The following is a 16088-nucleotide window of genomic DNA, read 5'->3' on the forward strand; positions in this document are numbered from 1 at the left end:
AGATTTTAGCCCTAATTTTAATTCAGGGCTTTCATAACAAACTTTTCTATGTTCTAAATTCTTGCTACTCCTGCTTCCCTTGCGGCTTTCTTCACTGCCTCCGCAACCACTGTGGCAACTCTGGGATCAAATACAGAAGGTACTATGTGTTCTTTGTTTAATTCATCCGTAGATACCAAAGATGCGATCGCACCTGCGGCTTGAAGATACATTTCGGTGGTGAGGCTAGTAGCACGACAATCCAATGCACCTCGGAAGATACCGGGGAAAGCTAAAACATTATTGATTTGATTGGGGTAATCGCTTCTACCAGTAGCAACAACGGCGGCTATATCTTTGATTAATTCGGGTTGAATTTCGGGAATGGGATTCGCCATCGCAAAGACAATGGGATCTTTTGCCATAGTTTTCACCATATCAGGGGTTAAAATATTGGGGGCGCTAACTCCGATAAACACATCCGCATCAACTAACGCATCCCCTAAAGTGCCTCCCTTTTCCACCGCTAACAATTGCTTTTCTGCATTGAGATTTTCCCGATCTTTACTGATAATACCCTTCGAGTCACAAAGTGTAATATTATAACAATGGGCTTGATTTAACAAACGGGCGATCGCAACTCCTGCCGCCCCTGCACCGTTGATGACAACTCGAATTTTATCAATTTCTTTCCCGACTAATTTGAGGGCATTAATTAACGCCGCCATAGTTACTATAGCCGTACCATGTTGGTCATCGTGAAAAATAGGAACGTCTAATTCTTCCTGCAATCTTTTTTCGATTTCAAAACAACGAGGCGCAGCTATATCCTCTAAATTCACCCCCCCGAATACGGGAATAATATTTTTGACAATGGAGATAATTTCTTCCACATCCTGAGTAGCTAAACAGATGGGAAATGCGTCAATATCCGCAAAACCTTTAAATAACATCGCCTTACCTTCCATGACGGGTAAAGCCGCCTCCGCCCCTAAATTACCTAAACCTAAAACCGCACTACCATCGGTAACGATAGCGATGCTGTTACTTTTAATCGTCAAAGAAAAGACTTCTTCGGGTTTTTCCGCAATCGCCTTACAAATTCTACCAACCCCCGGAGTATAAGCCATCGCTAAATCAGAGGAGTTTTTAATCTCAATACGGTTTTCAATACGGATTTTACCCCCCTTATGCAGTTCAAAGGTGCGATCGCACACCGATAATATTGTCACTTCCTCTAAGGATTTAATCGCATTAAGGATTTTTTCAGCGTGGTCATTACTAGAAGCGTCAATCTGCAACTCTCTTTTTACCGTTTGTAAATTTCTCTCTATCAGGGTGATATTGCCTAAACTTCCCCCCACAGATGCGATCGCCTCTGTCACTCTTGCCAATGCACCAGCACGGTTTAATAATTCTAAATGTACCGCCAAACTAAAACTAGAACTAGGAGTTAAATTTGTCATGAATTATGCTTACTCTTTATAATTTAATGAATATTTTACAGTGCCAAATTAAATGACGTGATGACGAATTAGTGTCACTGGCTATAAATCTTTTCTGCTCTTCATTGTAGCCATTTAAGACTGATTTTGCATTACTAATTTTGGTGACAAATTAATCGTCATTTATCAGATTTATAATTAATAACTTCTAACTTCTAACTCTTAACTCCTAACACCTGAAACCTGAAACCTGAAACCTACCTTCCCAAAGTATAAGATTGATTAAATTTACAAAACTTTAACCATCAGAAGAAAATAAATCATATCTGATGAGAATAACTAGAATGAAAGTGGTTGTTCACAATTAGAAATGGAATGCTGACATTACAAGAAAATCCTTTAAGGGTGGGGTTAAAACAGGCAAAAACCCCAGAACCTTTAATATTAGTCATATTTGGAGCATCTGGGGATCTCACCCAACGGAAACTTGTTCCAGCCTTATATCAACTGAAAAAAGAGGGCAGACTACCAGCCGAAATGACCATAGTAGGGGTAGCAAGAAGGGAATGGAGTCACGACTATTTCCGTCAACAAATGCGCCAAGGTATAGAAGAATTTTCCGATGGCATAGGTAAAGAAGAATTATGGGAAGATTTTGCCCAAGGGCTTTACTACTGTGCGGGGAATATGGATGAGGGAGAAAGTTACCAAAAATTAAAAACTTTTCTTGGAGAATTAGACGGCAAAAGAGGTACAAGAGGAAACCGTGTTTTTTATTTAGCAGTGTCTCCCAAGTTTTTTCCTGCCGCTATCAAGCAATTAGGTGCGGCTAAAATGTTAAGTGAGCCTTTAAAGCATCGTTTAGTCATAGAAAAACCCTTTGGAAAAGATTTAAGCAGTGCTCAGGTACTTAATCGCATTGTCCAAAATGTTTGCAAGGAAGAGCAAGTATATCGTATTGACCATTATTTAGGAAAGGAAACGGTACAGAATTTATTAGTTTTCCGCTTTGCTAATGCTATTTTTGAACCTTTATGGAATCGTAACTATATTGACAATATTCAAATTACCGTAGCTGAAACAGTGGGGGTGGAAGAAAGGGCAGGATACTATGAAACTGCTGGGGCATTAAGAGATATGGTGCAAAATCATCTGTTACAGCTATTTTGTTTAACAGCAATGGAAGCACCTAGTGGCATTAGTGCTGATAGTATTAGGGGCGAAAAAGTAAAAGTATTACAAGGTACTCACTTAGCTGATATTAAAAACCTAGAAAAAAGTGCTATTAGGGGACAATATACAGCAGGATGGATGAAGGGAAAACCAGTACCGGGTTATAGGGAAGAAAAAGACGTTAATCCCTTATCAACAACCCCTACTTTTGTTGCTTTAAAATTAATGGTGGATAATTGGCGTTGGCAGGGTGTGCCATTTTATTTACGCACTGGTAAGAGATTACCGAAAAAGGTTTCTGAAATTGCGATTCAATTTAAAAATGTCCCTTTAACTATTTTCCAATCGGCCGCACAGCAAACAAACCCGAATATATTAGCTTTGAGAATTCAACCCAATGAGGGTATTTCTTTAAGGTTTGAGGCAAAAATGTTAGGGGCAGAGTTACGCACCCGCACGGTGGATATGGATTTTAGTTATGGTTCTTCTTTTGGTATGGCAACTGCTGATGCTTATCATCGTTTACTGCTTGATTGTATGTTGGGAGACCAAACTTTATTCACCCGTGCCGATGAAGTGGAGGAGGCATGGCGAGTGGTTACACCTGCTTTAACTGCTTGGGATGCTCCTGCTGATCCTAATTCTATACCTTTTTATGAGGCAGGTACATGGCAACCAGCAGAGGCAGAATTTTTACTAAACCGTGATGGTAGAAGGTGGCGAAGACTTTAAAGAATTGAGAATTAAGAATAAACCATTGAGAAGTATGTATCAGGCTTGAAGTGTTAGGTTATCTTTCCTATCATCCCCATGCTTCTGACTCCCTAATCGTTACTTTTCTTAACCTAATTAATCAATAATTATTACCTTAAAACTATGACTACTCCTTTAGTTTCTTTACAAGCACCGAAAGATGTTAGCTTAGACTACATCGATAATGAATTAAGACAAATTTGGCAAATGTATAGTGGTAGCGGTGATGGTTTAGCGGCTACTAGGGCTTCTACTTTTAGTATTTTGGTTTATGAACCTGATGCTATTCAACCATTACTTTCTGCTTTGGGATTTTATACCGGTCCTATTGATGGTATTGCAGGACCTCGCACTACTTCGGCAATTAAAGCGTCTCAAAAAGCCTATAATTTTGAGGTTACGGGGATTTCTTCTTCTGATCTCATGAATAGATTACAAGAGGAATTTAAGGCAAAGTCTGCGGAGGGAAAAGTTAATATCACTGAAGCTACTGCTGTTAAACAATATTCTCCTGATATGGAGGGGGCTGGTATTGCAGATGCGATCGCATCTACTAATCCTTGTCGTATCATTACTCTTATTCCCACAACGGGTGAAGATAAAGGAGTTAAAGCCCAAGTTTCCGCTTATTGCCCTGTAAACAAAAGATCAGAAAATAGTTTAATTTGTTGTGAATATATTACTATTACGGGGGTGTCTTCTGCCTTTGAACGTATTGGCGGTATGATTTCTGAATTAATGATTCCTGATTTACCAAAGTTTATCTGGTGGAAGGCTGGTATTGACGAAGAATACTCCCTATTTCAAAGATTAACTAAAGAGTGCGATCGCATCATAGTTGACTCCAGTATATTTGCTCAACCAGAAATTGAATTACTCAAAATAGGACAATTATTAGAAAGAGATATTCCTTTAAGTGATATTAATTGGGCAAGACTGGCATCATGGCAAGAGTTAACCGCAGAAGCATTTGATCCTCCTGAAAGACGTAGCTCTATATGGGAAGTAGATCAAGTTACGATTGATTATGAAAAAGGCAATCCCAATCAAGCCCTAATGTTTTTAGGTTGGTTAGCCAGTCGTTTAAATTGGCAACCAAAAAGTTGTGAAAGGGAAAAAGGAGATTATGACATTCATAAAGTTACTTTAACTAATCCTGAAGGAAAAATTATCAAAGCTGAATTGGCTGGTATTCCTGTCGGGGATTGGGGGGAAATTTTAGGGGATTTAATCAGTCTCAAATTGACTTCTACTAATCTTAATGCGGATTGTTGTACTGTTTTATGTTCTGAAACTACTGGATGTATGCGCATGGAGGCAGGAGGAGGGGCTCAATCTTGTCGTGTACAACAGGTAACATCTCTAGCAGATCAAGAAACAGAAAACCTTTTAAGTAAAGAATTACAACGTTGGGGAAAAGATGCTCTTTATAGAGAAAGTATGACTTTCACCAAGCAGATTTTGGAATTATAGAATTATAAAGGGGAGTTTGTTTTTGACACTCCCCAAAAAAACAGATTTAGATCTTGAAAAATCATAAAGAGGAAGTTATAATATATAAGCGTGAGTTTTAAGGCTTGGTAGCTCAGTTGGTTAGAGCAGGGGACTCATAAGCCCAAGGTCGGCGGTTCAAATCCGCCCCGAGCCATTCCGAAAATGTCGAGTAACAGCTTATCTGTCATCGTTAACAAATTGTTGTCATCTTAACGAATTAACTGTCGCCTTAACAAATTGCTGTCGCTGAATAATCGTTAACAAATTAAATGTCATAATTACGAATCAGTTGCTCCTTTCAATCCACTTAAACCCATTATATACAATCGCATCGAGAAGTAAACTCATCTGCAACTATCTGTTTATCGATAGCTTTAGCCTCCTCTACACTATTACTTTTGATCGCACCGAGAATTAAACTCATCTGCAACTAGGAACAAACCGCTAGAATGCCTATTCTTACCACTCTTCTTGATAGTTTGATCCTGAAGAAACTGTTGGAAATAATGTAACTGTCTGTTATCGCAATAAACCTTAAAAGTTAATTTACTTAGTCCATTAAACCGAACACAGATACGCCCTTGATTATCAAGACTCCAAACAAGATTCTCATTAGTTTCATAGCTAACAGGATAAGGTAAAGACTTACTATCGGTGAGAAGATACTTCTGCCATAACTTGGCTTCATTTTCATCTTTAGGTACATTTTGAGACGCAGTGATAAGAGTATTTAACCATTGTTGATCACTTAAATTTCTACCTTTAGGTAATCTGGCTTCAATCTGCTTTTCCAGTCTCTCTATTTGTATCTCCGTCTTGCGGTAAAGTTTGTCAAATTTATCCCTTTGTTCAGGTTGAGTAGGTATCTTTTGATTATGCTTAATCAAATAAGTGATAGCCGTTTTTTCTAAAATATCACTACTGTCACGATGCCTTTGAAATAAATACTTATGCTTTTCTTCTGTTTATTATAGATGAGTGTCATAGATCTGCGTGGGGTAAATGGTCATTAGTTTTAACTCGTAATCCTTCTGCGGTGCAAATTGGTTTAACTGCTACTCCTCGCAAGTTAGAGACTACCGAAGACACTCCCGAAGTGAGGGAAGATTTACAGATTACGGCGGATAATGTCCGTTATTTTGGTGAGCCTGTTTATGAGTATGATATTGGGCAAGGTATTGAGGATGGTTATTTAGCGGTTTGTTCTATTCACCCTCGTAATATCAATTTAGATCATACTGGGATTACTATTGAGGAGATTTTGGCACGAAATCCAGTGGATAGTATTACAGGGCAACCCGTCACTGAGGAGGAGATTCGAGAGCGTTATGAGTGTACTAGCTATGAGCGTCGCATAGAGCTTCCAGATCGAGTTTTAGTGATGTGCCAAGACTTATTCTCGGCTTTAGTACAAAGGGGCAAACCTGAGCAAAAAACTGTTATCTTCTGTGTCAGTGATAAACACGCTGATGAGGTGGCTATTACCATGAATAATATTTATGTGGATTGGTGTGGTCAAAATAACCGTCAGCCTTTGCCTGATTATGCTTTTAAATGCACTGCAAAAAGTTCTGGTAATGATTATTTACCTGATTTAAAGGAGTCTTCGAGAAGTCATTTTATCGCTACTACGGTTGATTTGTTGACGACTGGGGTGGATGTACCTCCGTTGGAAAATATCGTTTTCTTTCGTTATATGCGATCGCCCCTCACTTTTTATCAGATGATTGGTAGGGGTACAAGGTTACATCCGCCTTCGGGTAAGTTGATGTTTCGAGTTTATGACTATACCAATGCTACTCGTTTATTTGGGGTGGAGTTTTTGACTAAGTTATCACCCCGTAAGGATGATAAGACAGGCAATAAAGTTAAGGAGAAGGGCGGTAGTTATAATGTGGAATCTCAAAAAATTATTACTGTGGAAGGTTTTGATGTACGCATTAGTGCAGGGCAAAAGTCTATTTTAACGATGGTAAATGGTGAGACGATTCCGGTGAGTGTGGAGGAATACCGAGAAAGGTTAGGGAAACGGTTAATGGAGGAGGTGTCGAATATCGCTCTATTTCGAGAGATTTGGATTAAGCCTAATACCCGTAATCAGTTAATGAGTATTTTACCTGATGGGGGGCGATCGCCTCTAGTGTTAAGAGCAGTATCGGAGTTGGAAGACTATGATTTGTTTGATATTCTAGGGGAATTGGGTTATGGTATTCAGTTACGCACCCGAAAACAACGGGCAGAAGCCTTTGAGTATAAGCAAGAAAAATGGTTAGAAATGATGCCAGAAGCCACCGGAGCGACTATAAAAGCCATTACAGCTCAATTTGCTCAAAATGGTACGGAAGAGCTAGAAAACCCTAAATTATTTCAGTTACCAATGGTGAAAAAAGCAGGGGGAATCGGTGCTTTAAAAGAGTTTGGCGATCCTAAAGAGTTATTATTAGACACTAAAATGAGGTTATTTGCGGCATGATTTGATCCCCCCTAACCCCCCTTAATAAGGGAGGAATTTTGTCGGATGGGCGATCGTGCTACCATTAGAACAGATGTTTTATTAATAACATAAGAGGAAAAAATTATGACCAGTTTAATGTTAAAAAAAGTAATTGAAGAAGTTAATCAACTAGATTTTGATGACCAGTTAGATTTAATATTATATCTAAAAAATAAAACGGAAAAGTTTAATAAAAATACTATTATCAATAATGATTTTATTAGTCAAAATGATGATATTCTAGGGGGTGAACTTTGCATTAAAGGTACTAGAATATCTGTCGAATCAGTATTAGAAAATTTGGCTTCTGGACAAACTAAAGAACAATTAATTGCTTCTTATCCTAGTCTTTCTTTAGATGCTATTGAAGGTGCGATCGAGTTTGCTCAATCTTTAGATAATGATCATTATTTAAGAAAATTATTTGATTCTTTTATCCAAAAATATTAATAAATTAATGGAGAGTTAATTTGATGAATGATGTGATTTATAAAAATATTATTAATGAATTTAAACAATTAAATTTTAATGAACAATTAGACTTAATTACTGATTTAATTAAAAATGACTAGAAATAAGCACAATTTGCCTGATGGTTGGCAATGGGTTAAATTAGAATCGGCTTTAGCTTTACCCTCTGCTTATCTGCGATCGCACTTCCACAGTGAAGAGGCTAAATCTTGGAAGCAAGTTAAATTTAAAGATATATTAACATCTATTCAAAACGGAATTTATAAAACTGCGGATTTCTATGGTAGTGGTTATCCTTTTCTGAGAATGTATAACATTCAGAATAATTCATGGCATTTAACAATGTCTGAAATAGCAAAAATAACTTTAACGAAAGATGAATTGAATAAATATTGTTTACAAGAAGGAGATCTTCTTATTAGTCGAGTTAATAGCCATGAACTTGTTGGTAAGTGTGCATATATTCAATATGATTTAAGTAATTATGTTTATGAAAATATGTTGATACGTCTAAGATTATCTCAATCTGTTAATTCTCTTTTTATTGCACAACAGATCAATAGTTTCAATATTCGTAAACAAATTCAGTCAGTCGCAAAGAGAGCTATTGGACAATCTTCGATCAACTCTAAAGACATTGGTAACTTAATATTATTAATCCCATCATTAGAAAGACAGAGAGAGATTGCGATCGAGCTTAACGAAAAGATGAGAGAATGTGAGAAACTGAAACAGGCATTACAAGAGCAGTTAGAGACAGTTAATCAACTACCATCCGCCTTATTAAGACGTGCCTTTAGGGGGGAATCATAAAATTAGGAGAAATATCAATGAATAAACCTTATCCCCAAGAAACATTTACTAATGCCCTCGTTACCTATACCCTTGAACTAGAGGGAAAAATCTATATCTTTGAAAATGTCCCCGCTAGAATTTGCCAAGAAACAGGAGAGCGATTATTTAGCCCTGAAACTGTTGAGAAAATACAACAAATAATCTGGGATAATAAGCCACCGCAGAAATATATTTAAACACCCGTTTATGAATTTGCTACCCCTTAAATGTCACAAAAGGGGAAGTAAACGCAAACGAATACGGTTCGCGTCAACTGTAACCACTGCCCCTTTCAATAAATCATCCTGACATTGAGGCAAAATAGATAATAATAATTCACTCATCGCAACCGCCTTTAATCTTTCAATGCGAATACGAATTACTGAAGGAGAAGTAGCTTGACTAAGAGCTAATAAAGTATGAAAATCAGCATCGAGAGTGACAACAGTTCGTTTTTCTTGTTTTGCTCTTGCCAAAATTTCCTCATCTTCTGCGGTAGAATAGCCGATGTCTGCCACATGAATAGTATCAATTCCTCTCTGTGATAACATCTGAGCCGACGAACGGGGCAACCCTTGATCAAGCAATAACTTTATCTTCATTGCCTAACTCAATAACTCGATCTTCAAAATAACTGGAAGCGAAAATTAATGCCTGTTGGATGTCTTCTTCTTGCAATTCTGGAAATTCTTGAAACAACTCCGTGCGATCGGGATAAGTAGCTAATAACTCAATAACCCGTTTTACCGTTAAGCGTAAGTTACGGATGCAAGGTTGGCCATTCATCTGTTTAGGATTAAAAGTAACTCTATCTAGTCTCATCTCGTTCAGGTAAAATAACTGATGGCTGTATTCAGTTTAACTCACATTTTTAATAAAACATTCTTGAATTTTAGTTTTATTTCAAAAAAACAGCTTTTAGTGAAATAAGAAAGAAAAAATAAACTCTTATTTCAATTTTCTGCTATACATTACTGATAATATCTTGAACTATGACTAAAAATAACATCAAACAATTTAACACCCAACAAAGCCTCAACAGCTATATTAAAGGTATCTGTGACATTATGAGGCGATCGAACTGTACCAGTGCCTTACAATACGTTCCCGAATTAACATGGTTGTTATTTTTGCGTATCCTTGATGACATCGAACAACAAGAAGCCGAAGGCATGGAAGTATTAGGCTTAGACTTTCATTACTCCCTTAAATACCCTTATCGTTGGCAAGATTGGGCATCTCCTAACGGCACAAAACGGCTAGAGTTAACCATGAGTGGCAACTTAGGGGATTTTATGAACTTCGTTAACGGCGGTTACGACAATGACGGTAAACCCTTTGGTTTGTTACCCACCCTCAAAACCTTAAAAGATCAACCGAAAGCCACTCCTAGACAAAAAATTATCAGCGAAGTTCTCTCCGCTACCGATAAAGTAAGAATTGATAGTGAGCGTAACTTACTAGATGTTTTGGATAAAGTCCACGAAATCCGCAACGTTGACGATACCCACATCTTCCCCATATCCCAAGTATATGAAGGATTACTGTTGAAAATGGGGGAGAAAAATAATGATGGTGGGCAATTCTTCACTCCTAGAGAAGTCATAAGGGCGATTGTCACTACCATTGATCCCCAAATAGGAGAAACCGTCTATGATCCAGCCAGTGGTACAGGAGGCTTCCTTGCTCAAACCTACGAACATATTAGCAATCAATTAGGGGATGACATCACCGCCGAACAATTAGAGACGCTTAAACATCAAACCTTTTACGGTAGAGAAAAAGAAAACCTGATTTATCCCATCGCCTTAGCGAACCTTATGTTACACGGTATTGATCAACCGAACCTATGGCATGGTAACACCTTAACAGGTAGTGCCGTCTATGGCGACTTGTTTAAAAATGCCCCTCAATTATTTGATGTTATCCTCACTAATCCGCCCTTTGGTGGTAAAGAACATAAAGAAGTACAGGCAAAGTTTAGTTATAAAACCAGTGCCACTCAAGTTCTTTTTTTACAACACTTAATTGACAGTCTCAATCATAACGGTAGATGCGGAGTCGTGTTAGATGAAGGGGTATTATTCCGCACCAATGAAACCGCCTTTGTGCAAACCAAGAAGAAACTACTCAATGATTGTGATTTATGGTGTATTATCAGCCTTCCTGCGGGGACATTTGCGGCGGCTGGAGGGGGAGTTAAAGCCAATATTCTATTTTTCACCAAAGGTAAACCCACTGAGAAAATTTGGTATTATGACTTATCTGAGGTGAAAGTTACTAAACGTCAACCCCTAACCTCTAAACACTTTGAGGAATTTTTAGAGTTACTCCCTGATAGACAAGACAGTGAGAGAAGTTGGACTGTTACCCGTGAGGAAATAGAACAGAAAAACTATGATCTCAAAGCCGTCAATCCAAATATAAAAGTAGAGGAGGACGATCGAACCCCTGAAGAACTGATACAATTCATAGAAACTAAAAGTCAAGAAGTACAACTTGTACTAAATAATCTAAGAAAAGGATAATGTCAGAATCTTTACCTTCAATCCCCTCATATCAGTCTTTGATGTTGCCCATATTAACTATTGTTGCTGACGGAAGTGAATATAAATTATCAGAAGTCAGACAAACATTAGAAAATAAATTAGGGCTTAGTAACGAACAACTAGACTTAAAGTTACCTAGTGGCAGACAGTCTGTTTTTAGTAACAGAGTGGGTTGGGCAAAGACTTACCTTAAAAAAGCAAAGTTAGTTGACTATCCTAGGTATGGACATTTACAAATAACTGAAAGAGGACAAGAACTCTTAAAGTCTGATCCGATTTTCTATTTTTTCTCTCTGCCAATCAGCTTCTGTTGCAGATATATTCTGACTCATAAATATTCTCTAAGCTAAATTATTAATTTTTAATTTCTAATAGATTTTAGCTTTTCCATTTGATATTACAACCAAGACTCGGTTTTTGATCAGGATTAATGGGCTTACCTACTAATAAAGATGCGATCGCATCTCGTAAATCTTTTCCTGTTACAGGTATATCTAAACTAGGACGACTATCATCTAATTGTCCTCTATATACTAACTTAAAATCGTCATCAAATAAATAAAAATCAGGGGTACAAGCCGCTTGGTAGGCTTTTGCTACCTCTTGGGTTTCATCATAGCAAAAAGGAAAATTAAAGCCGAGTTTCTCTGCCATTTGCTTTAAATTTTCAGGGGAATCATCAGGGTAATTTTCTGCATCGTTACTACTAATTGCCACAATGCCTAAATTTTGATTACCATAGTCATGACCAATTTTGGCTAATTCTTGCTCAATGTGTTTCACAAATGGACAATGTTGACAAATAAACATCACCAACAACCCCTTGCATCCCTGAAAATCTCTCAGAGAAATTATTTTCCCTGATACCGTATCGAGTAAACTAAAATCAGGTGCGATCGTACCTAATGGTAACATAACTGATGGTGTTCGAGCCATAAAGCAATTAATAACTAACAATTAACAATGAGTCGGTTTCAGGTGTCAGGTGTCAGGAGAATGAAGAATTAATTTTCTCCCCACTCCTCACTCGCCACTCCCTACTCCCCAATATCCTATCATGAAGCTACCTAAACCAAAAATGAGTCTTAATACCCGATTGCTTCTGTCTCACTTAGCGGTGATGATGGTAGGGTTGAGTACATTTGTCTGTATCGCCAAAGTATCTTCCCCTCAATTTTTTATACTACGGCTAGAACAGTTGGAAAGAAGGGGTTTTATCACATTTAGATCCGCTAGAACCTATTTAATTGATGGTTTCCAAACTGCTTGGAATCGTAGCACATTTTGGTCTTTTATTGTGGGTGGTGGCAGTGCTGGATTTTTGAGTTACTGTCTCAGTCGTCGTATTATGAAGCCTTTACAGCAAATGAAGGAAATTACCCAACAGTTTGCGGCAGGGAATTTAAAGGAAAGAATGCCCGAAAGCGATATTTTAGAGTTAAATCAACTTAGTATCAGTTTTAATCGTATGGCCAGTTGCTTAGAAGATGTAGAAAGTCGGCGACGGGATTTAGTTAGTGATTTAACCCATGAGTTACGCACCCCTTTAACAGTGGTTAGAGGATATTTGGAGGAGTTAGCAGGAGGAGAAATAGAACCTTCTCTTCAATTATATGCTAATTTAGTGAAAGAAACTAAGCGATTAGAACGTTTAACCCACGATTTACAGGAATTATCAAAAGCAGAAGCTGGTTATCTGCCTATTAATTCAAAATCTGTCAATTTACTTCCTTTATTAAAAAATTTAATTTCTCGATTTTCTGACCAATTACTAGAAGAAGGGCCTACTTTAAGCCTTGATTCCCCTGAAAGTTTGCCTTTAGTTATAGCAGATCTCGATCGCACTGAACAAATTTTAGTTAACCTTATTGGTAATGCCATCAGACATACGGAAACAGGAGAGATAAAGATTAAGGTGGTAGAAAAAGTCTCTTATCTGTGGTTAGAAGTGATTGATACAGGTGTTGGTATTCCTCAAGAAGATTTACCCCATGTTTTTGAAAGATTTTGGAGAGGCGATCGCTCTCGTTCGAGTTATTCTGGAGGTAGTGGTATTGGTCTAGCTATTTCTAAGAAACTGGTAGAATTACAAGGAGGGAAAATAGAAGTAAAAAGTGAATTAAACAAAGGTACTATTTTCCGTTTTTCTCTACCCTTGAGTAAATAAACTCAATTCGATATAAAATTTATGGGTTAGAAATAATAATAAATTTACTCTTTAATCAATTAATAATATTCTTTAAATTAATAATGAATGACAAAACAAACCAAGCCCTAGCTTTACTAAAAAGTTATAGTTGCTTACAATTAAAAACCATTAAATCAGAACAAGAAAAACAAGAATTAGAATCAAGTATAAAACTAATTGTCAATCTTTCTGATGAGCAAAATTTTGGCATTTGTGCGTCTAATTCTCTCGAAGCCTTTAATACTCTAAAAAATTATTTGAAAGCCCTAGGCTATGAAGAAAATATAGACATAGAAAAAAGCACAGAAAATAAACCCGTTTATTTAAAGTTTAGTACCGAAAGAAAATCTTATCATATTAGCGATTATTCAGGAGATTATCGAGGAGTTTTGATTACTATTTTTGCCGATTTCAATGAAGAAATTATTGGTACTTATGGGCATTTTCCCCTTAATTTATTCAATTAATTAGGATTTGATGAAAAATCTGTGTCGCCGAGGGTAGGCGAGAGGTAATCATTAAATAAGTGCGTAAAGCCAGTTAATATATATTCTGATAAACCATTACTTATAATGATCAATAATAATTATGCCTTTAATCAAAGTTCAAACATCTATAGCCAATCCTGATCAAGAAAAAGTCAAAGATTTATTGAAGAATTTATCCAGTAAATTAGCCAAACATTTAGGTAAGCCAGAATCTTATGTAATGACAATATTTGAATCTGATTTACCCATGAGTTTCGCAGGTACTTTTGACCCTGTTTGCTATTTAGAAATTAAAAGTGTTGGTACAATGAGTTCTAGTCAAACTAAGACAATGAGCGAAGATTTTTGCAACATTATAAATAATAATTTAGGTGTGTCTAAAAATCGTATATATATCGAATTTGCCGACGCAAAAGGATATTTATGGGGCTGGAATGGATCGACTTTCTAAGTTATCATGTCCTTGATTATTGAAGCTGTGGCGGGAGCTAGTAAAACACCATTACGATAATGTCCCGTTGCTAGGATAATATTATTATAGGGTTCTAGTTTTTCAATTATAGGTGCAGATTTCCCCTCGGGACGTGGTCTTTTCCCTGTCCATGATAACATGATGGGAGCTTGAGCTAAACTGGGACAAAATGCGATCGCATCTGAGCGTAAATTCTTTAATAATTGGTCTTTTGCAATGACTTTCCCCTGACTATCGGGAAATTCAACGGTTGCCCCTAACCAAAACTCATGATTACCCATAGGGGCGATATGAATATCATTTCCTGTAATTACTGGATTAAAACCATCTTTACTTTGCCATTGGTCATATTTTACTAACAATGCTTGTCCTAATACTGGTTTAATTTCGATGGGTATATGCAGTGATTCTAATAGAGAAGAAGTACCTAAACCCGTTGCTATAATTACTATATCTGCAGATAAAGATTGATTTTCTAAAATAACTTCAGTATGATTTTCCGAACAGATATTCAAACCCTTAACTTTCTCTCCGAAAATACATTTAACTCCTTTCATCGATGCACCTTTAACAAGGGCTTTAGTTAAAAATGTCGGACTAACCTGCCAATCATCAGGGGAATACACAGCCCCAACTATCGAAGAAGTGTCAATTTCTGGACAATGAAATTTTAATAAAGATTGATCCCAAATATCCAATTTATAGCCCTGAGAAGCCCTAAATTGAGCTAATTTTCCATATCTTTGAAGTTCATCCTCTGTAAATAATAACTTGACAATACCCTGTGAATTATGGGGAATTGATAAACCTGTGAAATTTTCCAATTCAGAAATCAAAGTTTTATATCGCTTAAGACTTAATTCCCTTAACTTCCACGCTCTCCCTTTCGTTTTAAGACTAATAATTGCCATTAAGATTCCTAAAGCCGCCCCTGTTGCCCCCGTGCCGGGATTTTTTTCATCGATTAAGGTTATATCAAATTCAGAATTATTACTAAGCTCATATGCGATCGCACTTCCTACAATACCACTACCGACAATAATAATTTTTTTCATTACTTTGATAATCTCATACACAATAGGCACAACTTTAATAGAGTTGTTGCGAAATAAAGGGATGAAGTTTTAATTCCAAATATTGAATAAAATTGATAATATCTTTCCCCTTCCTGATTTTATTTTATGCTACTTCTAAGTAGAAATTCCATAATCCACACCCTGTCACCATTAATTTATCATCAAACTCCGCTTTTCTATTTCTATAAGTTGACGATACTGCATTGTATCGCTGAAACTCCTGAAAAGGCATTTTCACATCTGACTCTTTCCCTGGATAATTGCCGATTTTCTTCTTTGTGTTTCAATCCAATTTAATCCAGCTTCCTCTCCAGCACTAAAGATGAGCGTAGTGCCTTTTACTAAAATACCAATAGCCCCAGAAAGATCATCAACATTCTCTGCTTCTTGCTCAAAATTATGCTCTTCGGAAAGGTTCTTCGTGTTATTAAGAATCTCAATGTAGTTGCTATATACATCTTGTTCGGCATTCGCCTTCAACTTTTTGGCGGCACAACTGCAAACAGATTTACTATTACCTATTTCTGTACAATATTCTATCACTATTGGATCTCCGCCCACCAATCCACTACAGGCAACAAGCCCCGAATGAAGAATAATTGAAAAATAAAAGCTGAGTCGTCTCATATCTTATGTCCTGATTGCAATTTTATGGTTAAATTGGTGTGTTAT

At 37.0% G+C, this 16088-nt stretch carries 17 protein-coding genes, 1 tRNA gene and 1 pseudogene; 12 read left to right on the forward strand and 7 right to left on the reverse strand.

Going from position 1 to position 16088, the window contains the following annotated elements; translation table 11 throughout:
- Positions 1–53 precede the first annotated feature (53 nt).
- On the reverse strand, positions 54–1445 hold the full coding sequence (locus Dongsha4_RS15350) for an NAD-dependent malic enzyme (RefSeq protein ID WP_330203186.1): 1392 nt from the start codon (positions 1443–1445) through the stop codon (positions 54–56).
- Positions 1446–1799: 354 nt separating this feature from the next.
- Here Dongsha4_RS15350 and zwf point away from each other — a divergent pair, with 354 nt between their 5' ends.
- From zwf to Dongsha4_RS15365, 3 genes are all read left to right on the forward strand, one after another.
- On the forward strand, positions 1800–3329 hold the full coding sequence (gene zwf / locus Dongsha4_RS15355) for a glucose-6-phosphate dehydrogenase (protein ID WP_330203187.1): 1530 nt from the start codon (positions 1800–1802) through the stop codon (positions 3327–3329).
- A 144-nt stretch (positions 3330–3473) separates the two neighbouring features.
- Positions 3474–4823 carry a glucose-6-phosphate dehydrogenase assembly protein OpcA gene (gene opcA, locus Dongsha4_RS15360; RefSeq protein ID WP_330203188.1) on the forward strand — a complete coding sequence of 450 codons (1350 nt, stop codon included), beginning with the start codon at positions 3474–3476 and terminating at the stop codon, positions 4821–4823.
- Between the two features lie 101 nt (positions 4824–4924).
- Positions 4925–4998: transfer RNA gene (locus Dongsha4_RS15365), tRNA-Met, on the forward strand.
- Between the two features lie 238 nt (positions 4999–5236).
- On the opposite strand, the pseudogene cas12k reads toward Dongsha4_RS15365, so the two are convergent.
- Positions 5237–5788: pseudogene (gene cas12k / locus Dongsha4_RS15370) on the reverse strand (type V CRISPR-associated protein Cas12k); the annotation flags it as partial.
- Between the two features lie 17 nt (positions 5789–5805).
- Here cas12k and Dongsha4_RS15375 point away from each other — a divergent pair.
- The 4 genes from Dongsha4_RS15375 to Dongsha4_RS15390 all read left to right on the forward strand — a co-directional run bounded on the left by Dongsha4_RS15375 (position 5806) and on the right by Dongsha4_RS15390 (position 8840).
- Complete coding sequence (locus Dongsha4_RS15375; protein ID WP_330205456.1) at positions 5806–7317, forward strand: type I restriction-modification enzyme R subunit C-terminal domain-containing protein; 1512 nt, start codon at positions 5806–5808, stop codon at positions 7315–7317.
- 105 nt (positions 7318–7422) lie between these two features.
- Complete coding sequence (locus Dongsha4_RS15380) at positions 7423–7788, forward strand: DUF433 domain-containing protein (protein WP_330203189.1); 366 nt, start codon at positions 7423–7425, stop codon at positions 7786–7788.
- Positions 7789–7902: 114 nt separating this feature from the next.
- Entirely contained in the window at positions 7903–8622 is a 720-nt protein-coding gene (locus tag Dongsha4_RS15385) for a restriction endonuclease subunit S (protein ID WP_330203190.1), read from the forward strand.
- A 17-nt stretch (positions 8623–8639) separates the two neighbouring features.
- A complete protein-coding gene (locus Dongsha4_RS15390) occupies positions 8640–8840 on the forward strand; it encodes a YgiT-type zinc finger protein (RefSeq protein ID WP_330203191.1) in 201 nt (66 codons plus the stop codon).
- Positions 8841–8873: 33 nt separating this feature from the next.
- On the opposite strand, the gene Dongsha4_RS15395 is transcribed toward Dongsha4_RS15390, so the two are convergent.
- Both Dongsha4_RS15395 and Dongsha4_RS15400 read right to left on the reverse strand, forming a co-directional pair.
- On the reverse strand, positions 8874–9245 hold the full coding sequence (locus Dongsha4_RS15395) for a DUF5615 family PIN-like protein (protein ID WP_330203192.1): 372 nt from the start codon (positions 9243–9245) through the stop codon (positions 8874–8876).
- On the reverse strand, positions 9223–9465 hold the full coding sequence (locus Dongsha4_RS15400) for a DUF433 domain-containing protein (protein WP_330203193.1): 243 nt from the start codon (positions 9463–9465) through the stop codon (positions 9223–9225). The genes Dongsha4_RS15395 and Dongsha4_RS15400 overlap by 23 nt, the downstream gene beginning before the upstream one ends.
- 170 nt (positions 9466–9635) lie before the next feature.
- Here Dongsha4_RS15400 and Dongsha4_RS15405 point away from each other — a divergent pair, with 170 nt between their 5' ends.
- Together Dongsha4_RS15405 and Dongsha4_RS15410 are read left to right on the forward strand one after the other, a co-directional pair.
- The gene (locus Dongsha4_RS15405) at positions 9636–11171 is read left to right on the forward strand and encodes an N-6 DNA methylase (protein ID WP_330203194.1); all 1536 of its coding nucleotides are present in this window, start codon (positions 9636–9638) and stop codon (positions 11169–11171) included.
- Complete coding sequence (locus Dongsha4_RS15410) at positions 11171–11542, forward strand: winged helix-turn-helix domain-containing protein (protein ID WP_330203195.1); 372 nt, start codon at positions 11171–11173, stop codon at positions 11540–11542. Before Dongsha4_RS15405 ends, Dongsha4_RS15410 begins: the two co-directional genes overlap by 1 nt.
- Before the next feature lie 28 nt (positions 11543–11570).
- Here Dongsha4_RS15410 and Dongsha4_RS15415 read toward each other — a convergent pair whose 3' ends face one another.
- The gene (locus tag Dongsha4_RS15415; RefSeq protein ID WP_330203196.1) at positions 11571–12128 is read right to left on the reverse strand and encodes a thioredoxin family protein; all 558 of its coding nucleotides are present in this window, start codon (positions 12126–12128) and stop codon (positions 11571–11573) included.
- Positions 12129–12249: 121 nt separating this feature from the next.
- Here Dongsha4_RS15415 and Dongsha4_RS15420 point away from each other — a divergent pair, with 121 nt between their 5' ends.
- From Dongsha4_RS15420 to Dongsha4_RS15430, 3 genes are all read left to right on the forward strand, one after another.
- Positions 12250–13359, forward strand: a complete 1110-nt coding sequence (locus Dongsha4_RS15420) for a HAMP domain-containing sensor histidine kinase (RefSeq protein ID WP_330203197.1) — start codon at positions 12250–12252, stop codon at positions 13357–13359.
- 83 nt (positions 13360–13442) lie between these two features.
- Positions 13443–13847, forward strand: a complete 405-nt coding sequence (locus Dongsha4_RS15425) for a DUF1824 family protein (RefSeq protein WP_330203198.1) — start codon at positions 13443–13445, stop codon at positions 13845–13847.
- A gap of 121 nt (positions 13848–13968) precedes the next feature.
- Positions 13969–14319: a phenylpyruvate tautomerase MIF-related protein gene (locus tag Dongsha4_RS15430; RefSeq protein WP_330203199.1), complete on the forward strand. Its 351-nt coding sequence runs from the start codon at positions 13969–13971 to the stop codon at positions 14317–14319.
- Here Dongsha4_RS15430 and Dongsha4_RS15435 read toward each other — a convergent pair.
- Both Dongsha4_RS15435 and Dongsha4_RS15440 read right to left on the reverse strand, forming a co-directional pair.
- On the reverse strand, positions 14316–15395 hold the full coding sequence (locus Dongsha4_RS15435; RefSeq protein WP_330203200.1) for an FAD-dependent oxidoreductase: 1080 nt from the start codon (positions 15393–15395) through the stop codon (positions 14316–14318). The two genes, Dongsha4_RS15430 and Dongsha4_RS15435, sit on opposite strands and share 4 nt — an antisense overlap.
- A gap of 255 nt (positions 15396–15650) precedes the next feature.
- Positions 15651–16043, reverse strand: a complete 393-nt coding sequence (locus tag Dongsha4_RS15440) for a hypothetical protein (RefSeq protein WP_330203201.1) — start codon at positions 16041–16043, stop codon at positions 15651–15653.
- Positions 16044–16088: the final 45 nt, after the last annotated feature.

Source organism: Cyanobacterium sp. Dongsha4 (assembly GCF_036345015.1).
Taxonomy (GTDB): Bacteria; Cyanobacteriota; Cyanobacteriia; order Cyanobacteriales; family Cyanobacteriaceae; genus PCC-10605.